At 63.8% G+C, this 17847-nt stretch carries 15 protein-coding genes; 7 read left to right on the forward strand and 8 right to left on the reverse strand.

Going from position 1 to position 17847, the window contains the following annotated elements:
- Window positions 1-38: 38 nt before the first annotated feature.
- Window positions 39-956: a LysR family transcriptional regulator gene (locus tag RA20_RS12925; protein WP_206540111.1), complete on the forward strand. Its 918-nt coding sequence runs from the start codon at window positions 39-41 to the stop codon at window positions 954-956.
- Between the two features lie 67 nt (window positions 957-1023).
- Here the strand turns inward: RA20_RS12925 and RA20_RS12930 are convergent, their stop codons facing one another.
- From RA20_RS12930 to RA20_RS12955, 6 genes are all read right to left on the reverse strand, one after another.
- Entirely contained in the window at window positions 1024-2847 is a 1824-nt protein-coding gene (locus RA20_RS12930) for a BCCT family transporter (protein WP_039129293.1), read from the reverse strand.
- 78 nt (window positions 2848-2925) lie between these two features.
- Window positions 2926-3936, reverse strand: coding sequence for an Ldh family oxidoreductase (locus RA20_RS12935; protein ID WP_039129295.1), 1011 nt, complete (start codon window positions 3934-3936; stop codon window positions 2926-2928).
- Between the two features lie 12 nt (window positions 3937-3948).
- Window positions 3949-4578, reverse strand: coding sequence for a DUF3726 domain-containing protein (locus RA20_RS12940; protein ID WP_039129297.1), 630 nt, complete (start codon window positions 4576-4578; stop codon window positions 3949-3951).
- Window positions 4575-6263, reverse strand: a complete 1689-nt coding sequence (locus RA20_RS12945; protein ID WP_039129300.1) for a hypothetical protein — start codon at window positions 6261-6263, stop codon at window positions 4575-4577. Before RA20_RS12945 ends, RA20_RS12940 begins: the two co-directional genes overlap by 4 nt.
- Window positions 6264-6268: 5 nt before the next feature.
- Entirely contained in the window at window positions 6269-7252 is a 984-nt protein-coding gene (locus tag RA20_RS12950; protein ID WP_039129303.1) for a membrane dipeptidase, read from the reverse strand.
- A gap of 138 nt (window positions 7253-7390) precedes the next feature.
- Window positions 7391-8836 carry an aldehyde dehydrogenase family protein gene (locus RA20_RS12955; RefSeq protein WP_039129306.1) on the reverse strand — a complete coding sequence of 482 codons (1446 nt, stop codon included), beginning with the start codon at window positions 8834-8836 and terminating at the stop codon, window positions 7391-7393.
- Between the two features lie 107 nt (window positions 8837-8943).
- On the opposite strand from RA20_RS12955, the gene RA20_RS12960 reads away from it, so the two are divergent.
- On the forward strand, window positions 8944-9831 hold the full coding sequence (locus RA20_RS12960) for a LysR family transcriptional regulator (protein WP_039129309.1): 888 nt from the start codon (window positions 8944-8946) through the stop codon (window positions 9829-9831).
- A 6-nt stretch (window positions 9832-9837) separates the two neighbouring features.
- On the opposite strand, the gene RA20_RS12965 is transcribed toward RA20_RS12960, so the two are convergent.
- The gene (locus RA20_RS12965) at window positions 9838-10614 is read right to left on the reverse strand and encodes a pyrroline-5-carboxylate reductase (protein WP_039129312.1); all 777 of its coding nucleotides are present in this window, start codon (window positions 10612-10614) and stop codon (window positions 9838-9840) included.
- A 14-nt stretch (window positions 10615-10628) separates the two neighbouring features.
- Window positions 10629-11651, reverse strand: coding sequence for a LacI family DNA-binding transcriptional regulator (locus RA20_RS12970; RefSeq protein ID WP_039129314.1), 1023 nt, complete (start codon window positions 11649-11651; stop codon window positions 10629-10631).
- A gap of 113 nt (window positions 11652-11764) precedes the next feature.
- Between RA20_RS12970 and RA20_RS12975 the strand changes: the two genes are divergently transcribed.
- The 5 genes from RA20_RS12975 (at window position 11765) to RA20_RS12995 (ending at window position 17712) form a co-directional block, all read left to right on the forward strand.
- The gene (locus RA20_RS12975; RefSeq protein ID WP_039129316.1) at window positions 11765-13276 is read left to right on the forward strand and encodes a tripartite tricarboxylate transporter permease; all 1512 of its coding nucleotides are present in this window, start codon (window positions 11765-11767) and stop codon (window positions 13274-13276) included.
- Window positions 13273-13728, forward strand: coding sequence for a tripartite tricarboxylate transporter TctB family protein (locus RA20_RS12980; RefSeq protein WP_039129318.1), 456 nt, complete (start codon window positions 13273-13275; stop codon window positions 13726-13728). The genes RA20_RS12975 and RA20_RS12980 overlap by 4 nt, the downstream gene beginning before the upstream one ends.
- Before the next feature lie 41 nt (window positions 13729-13769).
- Window positions 13770-14729, forward strand: coding sequence for a tripartite tricarboxylate transporter substrate binding protein (locus tag RA20_RS12985; RefSeq protein ID WP_039129321.1), 960 nt, complete (start codon window positions 13770-13772; stop codon window positions 14727-14729).
- A gap of 68 nt (window positions 14730-14797) precedes the next feature.
- On the forward strand, window positions 14798-16219 hold the full coding sequence (gene sauS / locus RA20_RS12990) for an acylating sulfoacetaldehyde dehydrogenase (RefSeq protein WP_039129324.1): 1422 nt from the start codon (window positions 14798-14800) through the stop codon (window positions 16217-16219).
- Complete coding sequence (locus RA20_RS12995) at window positions 16216-17712, forward strand: AMP-binding protein (RefSeq protein WP_039129327.1); 1497 nt, start codon at window positions 16216-16218, stop codon at window positions 17710-17712. The genes sauS and RA20_RS12995 overlap by 4 nt, the downstream gene beginning before the upstream one ends.
- The last annotated feature ends 135 nt before the right edge of the window (window positions 17713-17847 follow it).

Raw genomic sequence — 17847 nt, forward strand, 5'->3', positions numbered from 1 at the left:
AAAACGCATGCACTCCCTAACATTTCCTGATGGAACGCATGATACGCCCCACCGCCGGTTCGCTGAATGCCCTGATGGTGCTGGAGGTGGCGGTGCGCCATGCCGGCCTGTCCCGCGCCGCGGCGGAGCTGGGCCTTAGCCAGCCCGCCGTGTCGCGCCATATCAAGGCGCTGGAGGACCGGCTGCGCCAGCCTCTGTTTGAACGCAACAACAACCGGATCACCCCCACTGCGAATGCAGTGCGGCTGGCCGACGCGGTGGCGCTGGGGCTGGGGCATGTGGATCAGGCCTGGAGCGAGGTTCTGGCCGCCCCCGATCCGGGCGAGGTAACGCTTGCCTGCACCTTTGGCTTTGCTGACCAATGGCTGATGCCGCGCTACTCTGACCTGCGCGCCTATCTTGGCGGCAGCCGGGTGCGGGTGGTGACCACCGACCAGCTTGGCGACATCGACCTGTCGCGCCTTGATGCTGCGGTGGTCTGGGACCCGTCGCGGATGCCCGACCGCCCCTATTTCCCGCTGATCCCGGCTGAGACTTTTCCGATCTGCAGCCCAGGATTTCTGCACGCGCACCCGGAGGCGGCCGAAGATGTCTCGCGACTGCCGCCGGAGCTGTTGCTGCATTTTGATCCCGGCACCTCGGACTTTCTGACCTGGGAGAGCTGGTTTGAGCAGACAGGCATTACCCCGCCAAAGTTCGGCTCGACTGCCGAATTTGATGCCTACCCTTTCCTCCTGCAGTCGGTAAGACGGGGTGAAGGGATCGGGCTGGGCTGGACCGGCATCGTCGACAACGCCCTGGCCTGCGGCGAGATCCTGAGACTGGGCCCAACCGTTTCAGACCGTGCGCACAGCTATTTCCTGCAGTACAGGACGCCGGGCCGCGGCAGCAGCGCACTGGCACGGATGCTGAAATGGTTCAAGCTGGAGGCGCAGGCCGGGCTGGCCGCAGGATAACCCGGCACAAAAAGAGCCGGAGGATCTGCATCCCCCGGCCCCATGCCTTTCCAAGGAAAGACGCTGCTTACTCGGCAGGTGCCGCAGCCTTTTCACGCTGACCGTCACGGTACAGCGCCTTGGCCAGGGACACGCACATCAGGCCCATGACCATGGTGAAGGGCAGCGCGCCGATGATCATCGCGCTTTTCAGCGCTTCCATCGGATCGGCTCCGCCGTTCTGCTTGCCTGCGAACAGCAGGGTGCCGATCACCGCGGTCAGGATCAGGCCCCAAACGATCTTGTGCTTGTTGCCGATGTTCTGGTCGCCGCCGGACATGATGGTGTTCATCACCAGGATGCCGGAGTCAGCCGAGGTGACCAGGAAGGTCATGATCAGCACAACACACATGATGGTGATGCCGGACAGCAGGCCGCCGTCGATCATCTGGCCCAGGGTCACGAACAGCTTGGCAGTGTTCGATGCGCCGATGATTGCGCCTTCTGCGCCGCCGGTCAGTTCCAGATCGATGGCGGTGCCGCCCAGGATGGTCATCCAGGCAAAGCATACCAGCGCCGGTGCGAACACGCAGCCCACGATGAACTCACGCACCGAACGGCCGCGGGAAATGCGCGCCAGGAACAGGCCAACGAAGGGCGAGAACGCGATCCACCAAGCCCAGTAGAAGGTGGTCCAGCCAGCCTGCCAGCCGAACTGGCGCTGTGCTTCACCAGCTGCGTAGCTTGCCGCCAGAACGTCGTCGGACAGAGCAGCGGCTTCGCCTTCCAGGCCGGATTTGAAGCCGTCGAAGGAACCCCAGGCATTGGTTGCACCGCCGCGCAGAGCGTCTGCGTAGGGTGCGGCGTCTGCCGGAAGGGCTGCTGCGAAGTCAGCTGCGGACTGCGGGCCATAGGCGCCGAAGCTCAGCGAAACGAAGTGCAGGACGTAGTCGACGAATGCCGAGGCATAGGTGGTCATGGCGAACATGAAGGAGCCGAAGACCACAAAGGTCAGCAGCAGGATGATCGACAGAACCAGGTTCAGGTTCGACAGATACTTCACGCCGCGGCCAACACCGGACACAGCCGAGATGATCGACAGGCCCATGATCGCGAACAGGCCGGCCAGCAGGCCAACGGTGCCCGGTGCAGGCGCGTCGCCGCTCATGTCCATCATCCATTCCATGCCGGTGACGGCATAAACGCCATCCACGAACTGCGAGACGCCGAAGCCGATGGTGACGGAGACGCCTAGGATGGTGGCAACAACACCCAGCACGTCAACGACGTGACCGGCGAAACCGTTCATCAGCTTGCCGAACAGCGGGGTCAGCGCGGTGCGGATGGTCAGCGGCATGTCACGGGTATAGGCGTAGTAGGCCAGCGACAAGCCGGTCACCACATAGATCGCCCAGGCGTGAAAGCCATAGTGCAGGAAGGTGTAGCGGAAGCCCGACTGCACGGCTTCTTCGGTGTTCGCGGTCACTTCCTGCGCCAGAACCACAGGGTTGGAACCCCACAGGCCCAGCGGTTCAGCGGTGGCGAAAACCATCAGGCCGACGCCCAGGCCGGCGCCGAACATCATCGAGAACCAGGAAAAGTCCGAGAACTCCTTGCCTTGGCCCGGTCCCCCCATGATCCGCTTACCGGTTTGCGGCAATGCGGCGACCACAAACAGGAAAAAGGCGAAGAAACCGACGATGATGATGTAGAAGGCGTTGAAATCCTCAAGGATGCGCCAGTTGAGGGCGCCCAGCTCGCTCGTGGCGTTTGCCGGCCAGACCAGTGCCCAGAGAACCAGGGCAACCATAATCCCCTTGCTGAGCAGGGCAATCTCAAGGCTGTGCCCCTGATAAAAACCGCTCGGAGATGTCTTAATCTCCAAGTCGGTGAACGGTTGTTTTACTGACATGCGTTTCCTCCCGTTTCGCACGTGCCGCGCCTAGGCGCGGTATTCCCGGCGGTCTTGCGGAACCGCCGGATGGTGGCGTCAGCCCAGCAGGGCCTCGATCTTTTGCAGCGTTGCCACGTTGACCGCGACGCCTTCTTGACGGGCCAGCACGCGCTTTGCCCGCCGCCCGTCTCCGGGCAGATGTGCGCCGGACTGTCCGCGGACCGCTTCCACGATCCCGGCCATTCCAGCACCAAAAGCGTCATTTGATGTCGCAGACGGGTCGATTGCGATGAACATTTGGCCGGTTTTCGGGGGGCCGCCCGCGGTGCCCGAGAAGGGCGAGGCGTTGATGCCGAGGGTTGCGCCGGTCAGTGCAGCGGCCAAGATTTCGGTCAGCAGCGCGACGCCGACGCCTTTGTAGCCGCCCGATGGCGCCATCGAGCCCTTAAGGCCGGCCTCCGGGTCAGTGGTCGGGTTTCCGTCGGCATCCAGCGCCCAGCCCAGCGGGATTTCCTTGCCTTCGCGGGCGTGCTTCATCACTTCGCTTTTGGCGATGGTGCTGGCGCTCTGGTCGATCAGCAGCTCCGGCTCGCCGTCGGTGCCAGGAACCGCGATCGAGAAAGGATTGGTGCCCACCACCGGCTTTTTGCCGCCCGAAGGCGCAATCGAGGCCGGTGCATTGGTGAAGCCCAGGCCGACCAGCCCGGCGCGGGCCAGGCGGGCGGTGTGGTAGCCCAGAACGCCGCAGTTATAGCTGTTGCGGATGGCCAGAACCGCAACGCCCTGTTCGCGCGCTGCTTCGGTCAGGGCCTCAAAACCCATGTCGATGGCGGAATGGGCAAAACCGGTGGCCGCATCCACTGCCACCACACCGGGACGCGGGCGGGTCAGCACCGGAGCCGCCTGGCCGTCCACCTTGCCGCACTGCACGTGCTCGGCATAAATCGGGATATAGGCCAAGCCGTGGCTGGCCACACCGTCGGCTTCGGTCGCCGCGGTGGCAACGGCCAGCGGACGGGCATTGGCCTCAGACGTGCCGGCCGCTACCAGGGCGCGGAAGGACAGGTCCTCGATTTCGGCGAGGGTCAGGGTTTTGGTTTCGGTCATATCGGGGCCTCTTCAGTCATTGTCCGACAGACCGGCACCCGCGCCGAGACGGCGCGACTCCTCGGTCGCCGGAGCATAGGTTTTATGGGCAAAGCGGTTGAGCACGGCCCAGGCCGCCTCGTCCGGTTCGGCACGGGTGGCGGGCGGCACAGAGGCAGACAGGGTGCCTTCTGTGCGCACAGTCAGGCTGGCAGGTGCATCTGGCAGAGCACCTTCGATCTGCAGCGCGCTGCCGTTGGTTACCGCCTGAAACCCCTCGCCTTCAACGGAAACGCAGACGCCAAGACGGCGTGCGGCCAGGGCGGCAAAAGGCAGGATCATCGCCGGCCAGGCGACCGGCCCCATGGTTTGCGGTGCCCCTTGCAGCCTCCCGGCGCAATCCGACAGGGCGGCCCCGGTTGCCAGAGGGCACAGCGGCGCATCAGCCTGCCAATCGCCTTGCAGGCTGCGCGGTACGTGGTTGGCCAGCCCGGCGGCAAAGCCTGCCTCCAGCAGCCCGGCCAGCACGGCAGCGCCGTCGAGCCCTTGCGCGCACAGCCAGCGGGTGGCTTTCGCGGCCTCCTCGGCCAGCCCCCAGTCATATCCGGCGCCGCGGGCAGCGCGTTTGGCGGTGGCTTCCACTTCGTTTAGCGCATAGCTCATTGGTCTGCCTCCGGGTACACCCACAGATCGGCATTGCCGGTGGTCAAATCGTCGGGATAGGGCGCGCCCGCATACATGCAGATCCGCACCCAGCGGTCCGAGCGCGGGTCGAAATGGGTGGCACCGAAGAACGACAGCTTTGCCCGCAGCATGTCGATCGGCAGCACCCGGTCGCTGATGGTGTTGCTGCGGATCTCGCCGTAAGGGGCAACCTGGCTCATCTGCGCGCGGCGCACGGTGTGGCGGTGCTCCGGATGGCGCAGCAGGAAGCCGGCAACGGGTTCCTCCGCATCCCAGTCCGCCAGCGCCGCATGCGCCAAAGCCGCATCGCGGGCCGGGGCCAGTGGCTGCTCATACTCCGAGATCGGCTCCTCAAAGCGCTCGCCCATGCGCGGCTCCAGCTTCTCTTCCGAGACATACCAGGCGCGGGCACAGTTTTCGCGGGCGCTCCAGTCCAGGTCCAGCGTCCAGGCAAAGCTGTCCTCGATAAGCTGGCGAAGCTGCGCAACCGGCATTGCCCCATCAATGATAAAGGCATCCTTGTTGGCATCCGCCATGCAGTCGGACAGGCCATCCACCAGATCGGCATAGGGTTCAAGGATCAGCGAGGCCGCCAGTTCCTGGCCTTCCAGCCCCAATTCCGCTTCGCTCCAGCGGATCAGGCGGTCCCAAGGATGGTCGTTCAGCAGATCATCCGAGGCCACCCAGGCCGACAGTGCCTCGAGATCCTTGTGCAGACTGGCCAGTTTTTCGATCTGCACCGGGTGCTCCGAGCGCCAGCGGGCTGCAGAAATCTCGCTCCGCCGCAGCATCCGGCGGAAGCAGGCCGCCTCCTCTGCCGAAGCGGTTTCGACTGAGCGCACCCGCGCAATGGCCTCTTCCCGGGCCATGATCCAGTTGTTGAACAGCACCGGGTGGTTGACGATATACGGCGCCATGCCCAGGCCGGTGGAGTTGCCGATGCCCAGCTGCCGGGCGGTTTCCGGCGCCAGCGGCACCGCCTGATCACCGCCTTTGGCGCGGGCCATGTGTTCCACCAGATCCCGGACAAAGGCACGGGTCAGAAACACGGAGAGCATTTCAGCCTGGAACGGTGCGTTCAGCTCCTCCCGGCCGGCAATGGCCTCGCGGTCAGCCGCACCCAGCTTGCCCGAGCCGTAAACCGCAGTGGTGCGCATCAGGTAGCCGACAGCCTCCACCTGCCCGGGATCAGGCTGCTGTCCTTGCGACAGCGCATCGACAAAATGCGCCCAGAGGCGCACAGAGCGGTTGGCCCGGGAAACCGACAGGGACTTTTCGTTGACCCGGCCTGCTTCCTGATGCGGAACGTTCTTCGACAGCCGCTCGATGTCTTCATCCGTGGGCACCCCGTCAAACAGGGTGAAAGTTGCGTCCCAGGCGGTGGCGATCACCCGGTCCGAGCGCATCTCGGGCGGCAGGTCATGGGCAAAGGCCACCAGGGAGTAGGTCCGCGCAGGGCCGGTGGCGGTATAGACCGCCACGCCAACGCCCTTGGCATCGATATCAAACTTGGGCCGCGCGAAACTCCAGTTTTCGCGGGCCATGCGCCGTGTCAGAACCCGCATGAAGCTGAGGCGGCACTGATGCAATGAGCCGAGCCGGCTGAGGCGCATCACCTGCGCCGGGTCCCGTCTTGATATCGTTGTCTGCGCGGTTGTTTCCATCAAGGTTATCCTTTGGGGCCAAAGTTTTCGGCAAAGAACCGGTACCAGTTCCCGCCCATGATGCCGCTGACTTCCTCATCGTTCATGCCCGTCGCGCGAAGGCCCTCTTCGATGTTTCCAAAGTCGCGGTTGTCCTTGAACCAGCTTGGCATTTCCGGGAAGCCCGGAGCGGCGGCTGATCCTTCGCCGTAGTCGATTTCCTTGCTCCAGCGGCCGACCCGCATCCATTCCACGACGCTGTCGGGCTGATCCTGGCAAAGGTCGGTGCCGATGCCGAGGTGCTCCACCCCGTATTTGTCGGCGGTGCGTGCGATCATCTCGCAGAAGCTTTGCAAGGTGCAGTTGCCCTTGTCTTTCAGGTGGTGCGGATAGACCGAGAAACCCAGCATGCCGCCATGGCCGGTCACCGCGCGCAGCACGTCGTCTTTCTTGTTGCGCAGGGCCGGCGACCACTCATGCGGGTTGGCATGGGTGATGGCGATCGGGCGGGTGGAAAGCTCCGCAGCTTCAATGGTGGAGCGGTCCGCCGAGTGGCTCATGTCCACCACGAGGCCGACCCGGTTCATCTCCTTGATCACCTGCTTGCCCATGCGGGTGATGCCGGGATCCTCTGCCTCGTAGCAGCCGGTCGCCAGCAGCGACTGGTTGTTGTAGGTGAGCTGCATGAAGCGTGCACCCAGGGTGTGCAGGATCTCGACCAGGCCGATATCGTCTTCCATCGGCGACGGGTTCTGAAACCCGAAGAACACCGCGGTGCGGCCGGTCTCGCGGGCCTTGTCGATGTCAGAAGCCCACTGCCCCTTCATGATCAGGTCCGGGTACTGCTCGAACCAGCGGTTCCACTTCTCGAAGTTCAGAACCGTCTCGCGGAAGTTCTCGTGATAAGCAATGGTGACATGGATCGCGTCCACGTTGCCCTCGCGCAGCTGGCGGAAGATCTTCTCGGACCAGTTGGCATATTGCAGGCAGTCGATACGGTATCCGGTCATTCATGCACCTCGGTTTTCAAATCCAGCGCCCGGCCTCTTTCAGGCAAGGGGCAAGTGGCGCCCGCCCCGGGGGAGAGGCAGGACGGGCGCTTCGGTAAACTGGCAGGCCGGCTGCACGGCGCTGCCAGGGTTCCTTGATCAGACCGGCTTGCCGGCGCTGATGTAGGCGGTCTTGACGGTGGTGTAGAACTCCGCCGCCGCCTTGCCCTGCTCGCGCGGGCCATAGGAGCTGTCGCCGCGGCCGCCGAAGGGCACGTGATAGTCGGTGCCTGCGGTCGGCAGGTTGACGGTCACCACACCGGTGCGCGCATTGCGGCGGAAGTGGGTGGCGCGGGCCAGCGACTGGGTGACGATGCCCGAGGTCAGGCCGAAGTTGGTGTCGTTCACCACAGAAAGCGCTTCGTCATAGCTGCCGACCTTGATTACGCTGGTCAGCGGCGCAAACATTTCCTCGCGGTTGATGCGCATGTCGTTGGTGGTGTTCAGGAACACGCCGGGGGACATGTAAAAGCCCTCGGTCGGCATCTCCAGGCGCTGGCCGCCGCAAGCCAGTTCCGCGCCTTCGGAGGTGCCCAGATCGACATAGGCCAGGTTTTCGTTCAGCTGCTGCTCGCTGACCACCGGTCCCATCTGCACACCTGCTTCCAGCGCGTGGCCCACTTTCATCGCCTGTGCGCCCGCCACCAGTTTCTCAACAAAGGCGTCGTGCACGGCCGCGTGGACCACGAGGCGGGAGGAGGCGGTGCATTTCTGTCCGGTGCCGCCAAAGGCGCCGCCCAGCGCCAGGGAGACAGCCAGATCCAGATCGGCATCGTCCATGACGGCCAGCGCGTTCTTGGAGCCCATCTCCATCTGCACCTTGGTCAGGTTCTGGATGGCCGCAGCGGCGATGCCCTTGCCGACCGGCACCGAACCGGTGAAGGAAATGGCGTTCACCTTCGGGCTTTCCACCAGACGCTGGCCGATCGAGCGGCCGGAGCCCATGACCAGCGAGAACAGGCCCTTGGGGATATCCTGGCGTTCGATAATCTCGGTCAGGGCAACAGCAGACGCCGGGGTGATGTTGGCGGGCTTCCAGACAACGGCGTTGCCGTAGCAGAGCGCCGGCGCGATCTTCCAGGACGCAGTTGCGGTCGGGAAGTTCCAGGGCGAGATGATGGCGACAACGCCCACCGCCTCGCGGCGCACATCCACTTCGATGTCCGGGCGCACGGAGTCGGCGTTTTCACCGATCTGGCGCAGGCATTCGGCGGCGTAGTAGGTAAAGAACTGTCCTGCCCGATAGACTTCACCTTTGCCCTCAGCCAACGGCTTGCCTTCCTCGCGGGAGAGAAGTGTGCCCAGCTCTTCGGCGCGCGCCATCAGCTCGTTGCCGATGTTCATCAGAACCGCCTGCTTGCGCTCCAGGCCGTAAGCGGCCCACTCACGCTGAGCAACTTGCGCCTGATCCAGGGTGGCGTCCAGCTGGTCGCTGCTGGCCTGGGCAAACATGCCGACCAGATCGCTCAGATCCGACGGGTTGCGGTTTTCGATTTCGCTTTCGCCAGCCAGCCATTCGCCGGCAATCAGGTTCAGTTTGGTCACGGTACGAGCCCCAGATGCTGAAATTCAGGTTTGCAGCAGGATGGACTCCGCGGGACACATCAGTCAAACTCAATAAACTGAAAGAAACTTCAACAAATCTGAACTCCATGTCCTTGAAGATCGAAATGCTGCGCGCCTTCTGCACCGTGGCGCAGACCGGCAACCTCTCCGAGGCGGCCAACCGGCTGGGCCGCACCCAGTCCGCCGTCTCGATGACACTGAAACAGATGGAGGAGCATCTGGGCAAGAAGCTGTTCGAGGGAGAGCGCAAGAACCAGCTATCGCCGCTGGGCGAACAAGTCTTTGAACTGGCCCAGAAACAAGTGCGCCAGTTCGATCAGACCGTGCAGAGCATCGAGATGGCGGCTGAGGCGATCCACGGGCTGATCCGCATCGTCTCGGTGCCGTCCGTCGCGGCGCTGGTGTTTCCCTCAGTGCTGGAGCACATGACCGAGCGCTACCCGGGCCTAAAGGTCGAGCTGCGCGATACCGACACCCAGCAGGTTCTGGACGCACTGGCCGAGGGCAAGGCGGATATCGGCATCGCCTCAGGCTATCACCCGGTGAACGGCGTCAAGGCGGTGCCGCTGTTTGAGGACCGTTTCGGGCTGGTCTGCTCTACCGATCACCCGCTGGTGCTGCAGGAGCATCCGCCGGTGATCGCCGATATCACTGGCGCGTCTTTCGTCCGCAATGCGCTGTGCGATCTGATCCGCAACGAACGTTTTGTCGCGGCCAGCGGCTCAGCCGATGTGACGATCCACAATACCCACTCGCTGATCACCATGGTGCGGACCGGCAAATGGGTGACGGTGCTGCCCCAAACCGTGGCCCGTTTCATGCCGGAAACCACCGCCTTCCGCCCCATCGCCGATCTGCCGGACAAGCGGGAGGTGTATCTGTACCAGCGCGAACGCAGCCGCTTTGCAGCCCTGACCGAGGACTGCTGCGCCTTTATCCGGTCCTGCGACCTGTCTGCGGATCTGCCGGCCTGAAAAGGCCTATGATTTGGCCGCCTGCAGCCGGACCGCGACACTCTCCAGCCCTTCAGTCAAAGCCTTGCTGCCGCCTGCGCTGTCGAAAACCCGGAACAGCTGTTCGTTCAGCCCGCCCGGGGTTGAGTGCCCTTCACGCAGGGCGCTGAAACTGCTGCCGGCATCTGTCTCAGCCCGCTTTGCCAGCCCGCTGAAGACACCCGTCAAATAGGCTTGCGCCCCCTCTTCGGAGCAGCCTTGAGCCGCCAACCAGCCCGCTGCGGTTTCCAGCACGCCGAAATAGGTACCCATCAGGGCGCTGGCTGCGGCATAGGCGTCAAATTCCTCAACTGTCTCTGCCGTGACAGCCGTTCCAAGCCCGGCAAACAATGCGGATAGCACCCGGTCCTGCGGATAAAGCACCGTCACCCCGCGCCGCTCAGCCACGGCAGGCAGGGGAATTGCGCGGGTGAGCTCGACATCCGCGCCGATCCAGTCCCGCAGCCGTTCGTGGGTCACGGTTGCAATCAGGCTGACCACTTTCTGGCCTGCCCTGAATTGCAATGGCTGCAGCACCTCCTCCGCGACCTGCGGCAGCACCGCGAGGAACAGAACATCTGCCTGATCCGCAATCTCCTGATTTTCCGCCGAGACCTGTACTTGAGCCGAAGCCGCCGCCAGCCGTGCCGAAACCGCGCGGCTGCGCTCGGACAACAGGAACTCATGTGCTGCCACTTCCTGCTTCAGCAGGCCGGTCACGATGGCCTCGGTGATCACGCCGGTTCCGATAAAGCCGAAATTCATGCCCCCTGCCCTCCTCAAATCCGTCCGGTGGTGCCGCGCAGGATAGGCTCCAGCTCACAGCACAGTTTGAACATCTCCGGCGCCTCCGAGGTGATATAGCTGGTGAACCGCTCGCCTGCGAGCGTGCCGATGGTTTCCGCCGGGATCCGCACCGTGGTGAGGCCGGGCTCGATATCTGCCGAGCCTTTGAAATCGCCGATCCCCATGATGGACAGTTCATCCGGCACCCGCAGCCCGCATTTCTGCGCCCCGTAGAGCGCGCCCTGGGCGATCACGTCATTGCCGCACAGCAAGGCAGTCGGGCGCGACGGCCCGGACAGCAGCTCCAAAGCCGCCTGCTTGGCTTGCGAGACGCTGTAGGGCGCCTCGGACATTCTGTTCTCAGGCACGGAAATGCCATGGGTTTCAAGCGCTTTCACCGCTGCAGTCAGCCGGTGCCGAGCCCGGTCGTTACCGCGGGTGTCCGGGAAGATCAGACCGATGTCCCGGTGGCCCAGCTGCAGCAGATGCTCTGCCGCCATGCGGCCCGCCTGCCGGTTGTCGGCGCCAACGCAGGGCAGCTCCGAGTCCTCTGCGTAGTTCCAGATCGCCATCGCCGGGGTTTCCTGCTGCGCAATCAGCCGGGCAGTGGCATCGGAATGCTCCAGCCCGATCAGCGCCACCCCGTCGACCCGATGCTCCATCAGCTTGCGCACCATCGCGTATTCCCGGTCCAGATCATAGCCGTGCGAGGCCAGCAGCAGCGTAAACCCGGCTTGGTCGATGGCATCCGAGAACGCCTGGATCACCTCGGCAAAAATCGCGTGATTGATGGTCGGCACCACCAGCCCGATGGTGCCCGATCTTTTGCCATGCATCATCTGCGCTGCGCGGTTCCTGACGTATCCCAGCTTCTGCACCGCGCGGGTGATCTTCTTGCGAGTCGCGGGACTGACCAGATCCGGGTGGTTGAAGGTGCGCGACACGGTGGAAGGCGACACTTTGGCTGCCTTTGCCACCGCAACGATATCCACGTTACCCTTCTGTTTTGGCGCCATAATTCCTCCTCCCTCGGCAGAATTTATGAAAACGTTTGCAATACTATTTTCATGGCCTAACCTGTTTTGTCAACAAAAGTAAAAACGCGATCAGCCGGGTTGGGAGGCCCCGAATGGACTTCATATTTTACTTCGGAGACGTATTCTCACCGCTGTCATTCCTGCTGCTCCTGGGCGGCACGATTGGCGGGCTGATCCTGGGGGCAACCCCGGGGCTTTCCCCCACCATGGCAGTGGCGCTGCTGATCCCCTTCACCTTCCATCTGGAAGCGGTTCAGGGCCTGATCCTCTTGGGAGCCGCCTACACTTCTACCGTGGCCGGCGGCGCGGTCAGCGCGATCCTGCTGAAGATCCCCGGCGCGCCTGCCAATATCGCCACCACGCTGGACGGCCACAAGATGGCCAAGCAGGGCCAGGGCGCCAAAGCATTGCAGTTGTCGTTCCTGGCCTCGGCTGTCGGCGGTATTTTCGGTGTGCTGCTGCTAATCTTCTTGACCCCGGTTCTGGCGCAATGGGCGCTGGCCTTCGGCCCCTCGCATCTGTTCTGGCTGGCCATTCTGGGCGTCACGGTGATCGGCTCGCTGGACTCGGCCTCGGTTGTCAAAGGCCTGCTGTCCGGCTGCATCGGGCTGTGGCTGGCCACCATCGGCTTTGACGACATCATGGGTGCCCAGCGCTTTATCTTCCACCCGTCGCTGGGCGGCGGCATCAATATCATTGCGGCTCTCATTGGCCTGTTCGCCATCCCGCAGGTGCTGACCATGTTCGCCAAAGGCCGCCGCGCGCAGGGCGCCGAAGTGATCGAAGTGCAGAAACACTCGGTCCTGGACGCCACCAAGGAGCTGCTGCGCCGTCCGCGTGCCCTGGGCATCGGCACCATCACCGGCTCCATCATCGGGCTGATCCCCGGCGTCGGCGGCCAGATTGCCGGGCTTGTGGCCTATGACCAGACCAAGAAGTTCTCCTCCGAGAAGGAGAAGTTCGGCCAAGGGCACAGCGAAGGCGTGATTGCCGCGGAATCCGCCAATAACGCCATGGTCGGCCCCTCGCTGGTGCCGCTCCTGACCCTGTCGATCCCCGGCAGCCCCACCGCCGCAGTGCTGCTGGGCGGGCTGCTGATCCACGGCATCTTCCCGGGCTCCGACCTGTTCGACAACCACCCGGATGTGGCCTGGACCTTCATCAATTCGATGCTGGTGGGCCAGGTTCTGATGTGCCTCTTCGGCCTTTACGTGGCAGGGCTTGCCGCCCGCGTTGCCCAGGTGCCGCAATCGGTGATGGCCGCCATCGTGCTCGCCCTCTCCGTCTTTGGCGCTTACTCGGTGCAAAGCTCGATGGGCGACGTCTATGTCATGGCCTGCCTCGGCATCGGCATGTACTTCCTGGAACGTTTCGGCTTCTCCGCGGCACCACTGGTGCTGGGGCTGATCCTGGGCCCGATCGCGGAATCGAACTTCATCCAGGGCGGCATGATTGCGGACGCCACCGTCGGCAAGGCCAGCTACTTCCTGTCCGGCGGGCTGAACATCTTCCTGATCGCCGTGGTCGTCGCCTCCATCGCCTACTCGGCCTGGATGGAGCTGCGGACCCGCCGCCATACCACCAAAGAGGAGGCACAGGCATGAACCGGTCTCAGCACATCCTTGGCTCCGGCCTTGTGTTCGCAGTTGGCATCTGGGTTGCCTGGGTCAGCTATACGCAAGCCCCCGCCGAAGCCTTCCTGTTCCCGCGCCTGATTGCATCCGTCTTTGTGGTGCTGGCGGGCTGGACCTTTGGCAAGGCCGTCCTGGGCCTCAGCAAGGTCGGCTCGGGCATCTCGCGCAGCATGTTCATCAGCATGGTGCCGGGGCTCGTAGTGATGGCGGTCTATGTCTTCTGGGCCGCCAAGGCGCTGGGGTTCTACACCGCTACCGCCATCGCCTTTTTCATACTGCTGTCGCTCTACGACCCGGCGCCGCATTCCGAGGGCAAGACCTGGGCCAAGCGCGCACTGATTACAGCCATCTTTGTGGCGGTGATGTACGGCCTCTTTGCCAAGCTGCTGAGCGTCTACACGCCGCGTGAAATTCTGTTCTGACCGTTTGAGCACGGTCCGAAACCAATAGGGAGGAGAAGAAAATGAAGAAACTGATTGCAAGCGCTGCCATAGCGCTGATGGGCCTGGCAGGCACCGCCATAGGTGAAGAATATCCGGAACGGCCAATCCTGATGATGGTCTCTTACGGGGCTGGCGGGGCCACCGACTTTCAGGCCCGGATCGTCACCATGACCGCGGGCAACGAGGATGCTTTGGGAATGCCCATCGCCATCATCAACAAGCCCGGCGCGGGCGGCCGTGTCGGCTGGAACTGGTTTGCAACGCAAGCCGATCCGGACGGCTACACCCTGGCGGCCTACAATGTGCCGCATTTCATCGCCCAGTCGATCAAGGGCGGCGTGTCCTATTCCGCAGACAGTTTTGAGCCCATCGCCAACTGGGGCGCCGACCCGGCGGTCTTTGTCGTGGCGGCTGACAGCCCCTTCAACTCCATGGCCGACGTGGTTGCCCATGCCAAGGAGAACCCGGGCAAGCTGACCTTCTCCGGCGCCGGCCTGTTTGTCGGCCACCACATCGCCGCGCTGCAGATCGAAAAGGCGGCTGGCGTGAAGATGGCCTATATCCCTACCAAGGGCGGCGGCGCGGCAGCGATGAAGGCCGTCATCGCCGGTGAGGTCATGGGCGGTGTCAACAACCTGTCCGATGCCTTCCGCGCGCAGGAAGCGGGCAACGTCAAGATCCTCGGCGTCGCCGACCTGCAGCGCTCGGACTTCCTGCCGGATGTCCCGACCATGCAGGAGCAGGGGCTGGACGTGGACAATTCCTCGGTCAATTTTCGCGGCGTGATGGTGCCCAAAGGCACCCCGCAAGAGGTGATCGACGAGCTTGCCGCCACCGTGCCTGAGATGTTCGCCAACCCGCGCGTCGCCAAGAAGATGCAGGCCGGCGGCTCACCCATGCACATCATGACCCGCGATGAGGTCAAGGAAATGTGGGCCGCACGCGAACAGACGCTCAAGGAACTTCTGGCCGGGCTCTGATCCCCACCCTTCCGGCCGAAACCCTCCGGGGCACCGCCCCTGCCCCGGACAATCAATCGAGGAAAGACATGAACGCTCAGGACGCACTCGCCTCCGGCATCGCCGAGGTGGAACAGATCGTGGCGCGCGCCCGCACCGCCCAGCAGGCCTTTGAGGCAGGCGGCAGCCAGGCGCTTTATGACAAGGCAGCTTTGGCAGCAGGCTGGGCCATCATGGAACCCGCCCGCAACCGCGCCCTGGCCGAACTGGCGGTGGAAACCACCGGCCTTGGCAATGTGGCGGACAAGATCACCAAGAACCACCGCAAGACGCTGGGCCTGCTGCGCGACATCGCCGGCGTCCAGACCCACGGCATCATCAGCGACGATCCCGAAACCGGCATCACCGAGATCATGCGCCCCATCGGCGTTGTCGGAGCCGTTGTCCCCTCGACCAATCCGGCGGCCACGCCCGCCAACAACATCATCAATGCGCTGAAGGGCGGCAATGCCATCGTGGTGGCCCCCTCGCCCAAGGGAGTCGCTTCCTGCGAGCTGCTGCTGTCCTATATCCATGCGGAGTTTGCCAAGCTGGGCTTGGACCCCGACCTGGTGCAGATGATCCCTGCACCGGGCTCCAAGGCCAAGACCCAGGCGCTGATGGAGGCCGCCGACCGGGTGATCTGCACCGGCAGCCAGAACAACGTCCACCGCGCCCAGTCCTGCGGCACCCCCGCAGTTGCCGTCGGCGCCGGCAATGTGACCGTGATCGTGGATGAGACCGCAGACCTGGCGGATGCCGCAGCCAAGATCACCGCATCAAAATGTTTCGACAATGCCACTTCCTGTTCCTCGGAGAACTCCGTCGTGGTGGTTGATGCCATCTATGACCGCTTCATTGCTGCACTCGCTCAGGAAGGCGGCGCATTGGTGCCCGAAGCCGAGGCCGCAGGCATCATTGCCAAGCTCTGGCCGGACGGCCACCTGAACCGCGAAGTCATCGCCCAGGACGCGGAAAAAATGCTCACCGCATTGGATATGTCCGGCAAAGTCCCCGCAGACACCAAATATCTGGCGGTGGAGACCAAGGGCATCGGTCCGGACCACCCGCTGTCCGGTGAAAAGCTGAGCCGTATTCTGGCCGTCTACCGCGCCGCTGACTTCGCGGATGCCAAAGCCACCGCCGGCCGCATCCTCGACCATCAAGGCGCTGGCCACTCCATCGGCATTCACACCGCCCGGGATGAACGCGCGGTGCAAATGGGCCGCGACATGCCCACCTGCCGTGTCATCGTCAACCAGGCCCATACTTTTGCCACCGGCGGCGCCTTCACCAACGGCATGCCGTTTTCCCTGTCGATGGGCTGCGGCAGCTGGGGCGGCAATTCGATCGACACCAACCTCAACTGGCGCCACTTCGTGCAGAGCACCAAGATCGTGCGCGAAATCCCCTCCCGCGAACCGGCACTGGAGGAGGTCTTTGCCGGCTACTGGGCGGAGGCAGGCCAATGATGGAACCGCCCAAGGGAACCATCCGCGACTGGCTCGACACACGCGCAGAGGAAGGCGGCACCGGCTTTGTCTTCCCCGACGGCGCGCCGGACCTAAGCTGGCCCGAGCTGCGCGATACGGCCCGGGACATCGCCCGCGCGCTGACCGCCAAGGGCATTGCCAAGGGTGAAAGCATCGCCATCCTGCACCCCAACGGGCGCGAGGCGCTGGAATGCCTGTTCGGCGTGCTCTACGGCGGCTTCCGCGCCACCATGATCAATCTGGTCGCAGGCACCAGCGCCGTCTCCTACGCGCTGCAGCACAGCGGTGCCCGCTTTGCCTTTGTGCACGCCAGCCAAACCGGGCTTTTCGAGCAGACTGCCGACCTGTCTTCCATCTCCCCTTTCGACAGGTCGGCAGCAACCGGTTGTCCGCCGGCAGAGCTGCACCCGCTCTCTGCCGGCGACCACGCTTTGCTGATGTACACCTCCGGCACCACCGGCCGCCCCAAAGGCGTGGTGCATACCCACGCCAGCCTGCTGGCGGGCGGCTGGACCACCGCTGTGGCACATGAGCTTACCGCTCAGGACCGCGGTCTCTGCGTCTTGCCGATCTACCACATCAACGGGCTCTGCGTGACGGTGATGGGCACGCTGATCTCCGGCGGCTCACTGGCGATGTGCGAGCGTTTCTCTGCCAGCCGCTTCTGGGCCCACGCCGGTTGGTCGCAGGCCACCTGGTTTTCGGTGGTCCCTACTATCATCTCGCACCTTTTGCACTCTGAACTCGACCCAGTCGACAGCACCCGCACCCGCATCCGGTTCGGCCGCTCAGCGTCGTCGGCGCTGGCCCCCGACGTGCAGCGCGCGTTTGAGGACCGCTTCGGCATGCCGATCATCGAGACCATGGGCCTGACGGAAACCGCCGCCCAGATCCTGTCCAACCCGCTGCCTCCGGGCACCCGCAAGATCGGCTCGCCCGGCATCGCCTATGGCAACGAAATCGCCATCCTCGATGCAAATCAGAACCCTGTCACCGATGGCAGCGAAGGCGAGCTGGCCGTGCGCGGCCCCAATGTAATGCTGGAGTACCTCAGCAATCCCGAGGCCACCGCCGGAACCTTCACTGCGGATGGCTGGCTGCGCACCGGCGATTTGGGACGCATCGATGCGGACGGCTATGTCTTTGTCACCGGCCGCCTCAAGGAGCTGATCATCAAGGGCGGCGAAAACATCGCCCCGCGCGAGATCGACGAGGCGCTCTACTCCCACCCCGACGTGATCGAAGCCGCCGCCTTCGGCCGCCCCTGCAAGAGCTACGGAGAGACGGTGGAAGCAGCCGTCAAGATCCGCAACGGCTCCAGCCTGACGCCTCTGGAGCTGATCGAGATCTGCCACAGCCAGCTCGGCAAATTCAAATCCCCGGATGAGGTGCACTTCCTGGCAGAACTGCCCAAGGGACCGTCGGGCAAAATCCAGCGCAACAAGATCCTGGGAGAGATCGAAGGCCGGTAACGGCCTTCAATAAGTCAGCACCTGTCCCCCAATGTTTCGCGCGCGAAACATCCGGTCAGCAGTGCTGACCGGTCCGCCGTGCGTCCGCACGGCGCCGGGCCCAACGGGGGACGGTGTTCCAAAGGAGCACCGGAA

It is taken from the genome of Leisingera sp. ANG-Vp (assembly GCF_000813725.1).
GTDB lineage: Bacteria > Pseudomonadota > Alphaproteobacteria > Rhodobacterales > Rhodobacteraceae > Leisingera.

Bases quoted from the DNA above. Each gene is read 5' to 3' on its own strand.
- RA20_RS12925 (WP_206540111.1), top strand. From the start codon at position 39: ATGATACGCCCCACCGCCGGTTCGCTGAATGCCCTGATGGTGCTGGAG.
- RA20_RS12930 (WP_039129293.1), bottom strand. From the start codon at position 2,847: ATGTCAGTAAAACAACCGTTCACCGACTTGGAGATTAAGACATCTCCG.
- RA20_RS12935 (WP_039129295.1), bottom strand. From the start codon at position 3,936: ATGACCGAAACCAAAACCCTGACCCTCGCCGAAATCGAGGACCTGTCC.
- RA20_RS12940 (WP_039129297.1), bottom strand. From the start codon at position 4,578: ATGAGCTATGCGCTAAACGAAGTGGAAGCCACCGCCAAACGCGCTGCC.
- RA20_RS12945 (WP_039129300.1), bottom strand. From the start codon at position 6,263: ATGGAAACAACCGCGCAGACAACGATATCAAGACGGGACCCGGCGCAG.
- RA20_RS12950 (WP_039129303.1), bottom strand. From the start codon at position 7,252: ATGACCGGATACCGTATCGACTGCCTGCAATATGCCAACTGGTCCGAG.
- RA20_RS12960 (WP_039129309.1), top strand. From the start codon at position 8,944: ATGTCCTTGAAGATCGAAATGCTGCGCGCCTTCTGCACCGTGGCGCAG.
- RA20_RS12965 (WP_039129312.1), bottom strand. From the start codon at position 10,614: ATGAATTTCGGCTTTATCGGAACCGGCGTGATCACCGAGGCCATCGTG.
- RA20_RS12970 (WP_039129314.1), bottom strand. From the start codon at position 11,651: ATGGCGCCAAAACAGAAGGGTAACGTGGATATCGTTGCGGTGGCAAAG.
- RA20_RS12975 (WP_039129316.1), top strand. From the start codon at position 11,765: ATGGACTTCATATTTTACTTCGGAGACGTATTCTCACCGCTGTCATTC.
- RA20_RS12980 (WP_039129318.1), top strand. From the start codon at position 13,273: ATGAACCGGTCTCAGCACATCCTTGGCTCCGGCCTTGTGTTCGCAGTT.
- RA20_RS12985 (WP_039129321.1), top strand. From the start codon at position 13,770: ATGAAGAAACTGATTGCAAGCGCTGCCATAGCGCTGATGGGCCTGGCA.
- sauS (WP_039129324.1), top strand. From the start codon at position 14,798: ATGAACGCTCAGGACGCACTCGCCTCCGGCATCGCCGAGGTGGAACAG.
- RA20_RS12995 (WP_039129327.1), top strand. From the start codon at position 16,216: ATGATGGAACCGCCCAAGGGAACCATCCGCGACTGGCTCGACACACGC.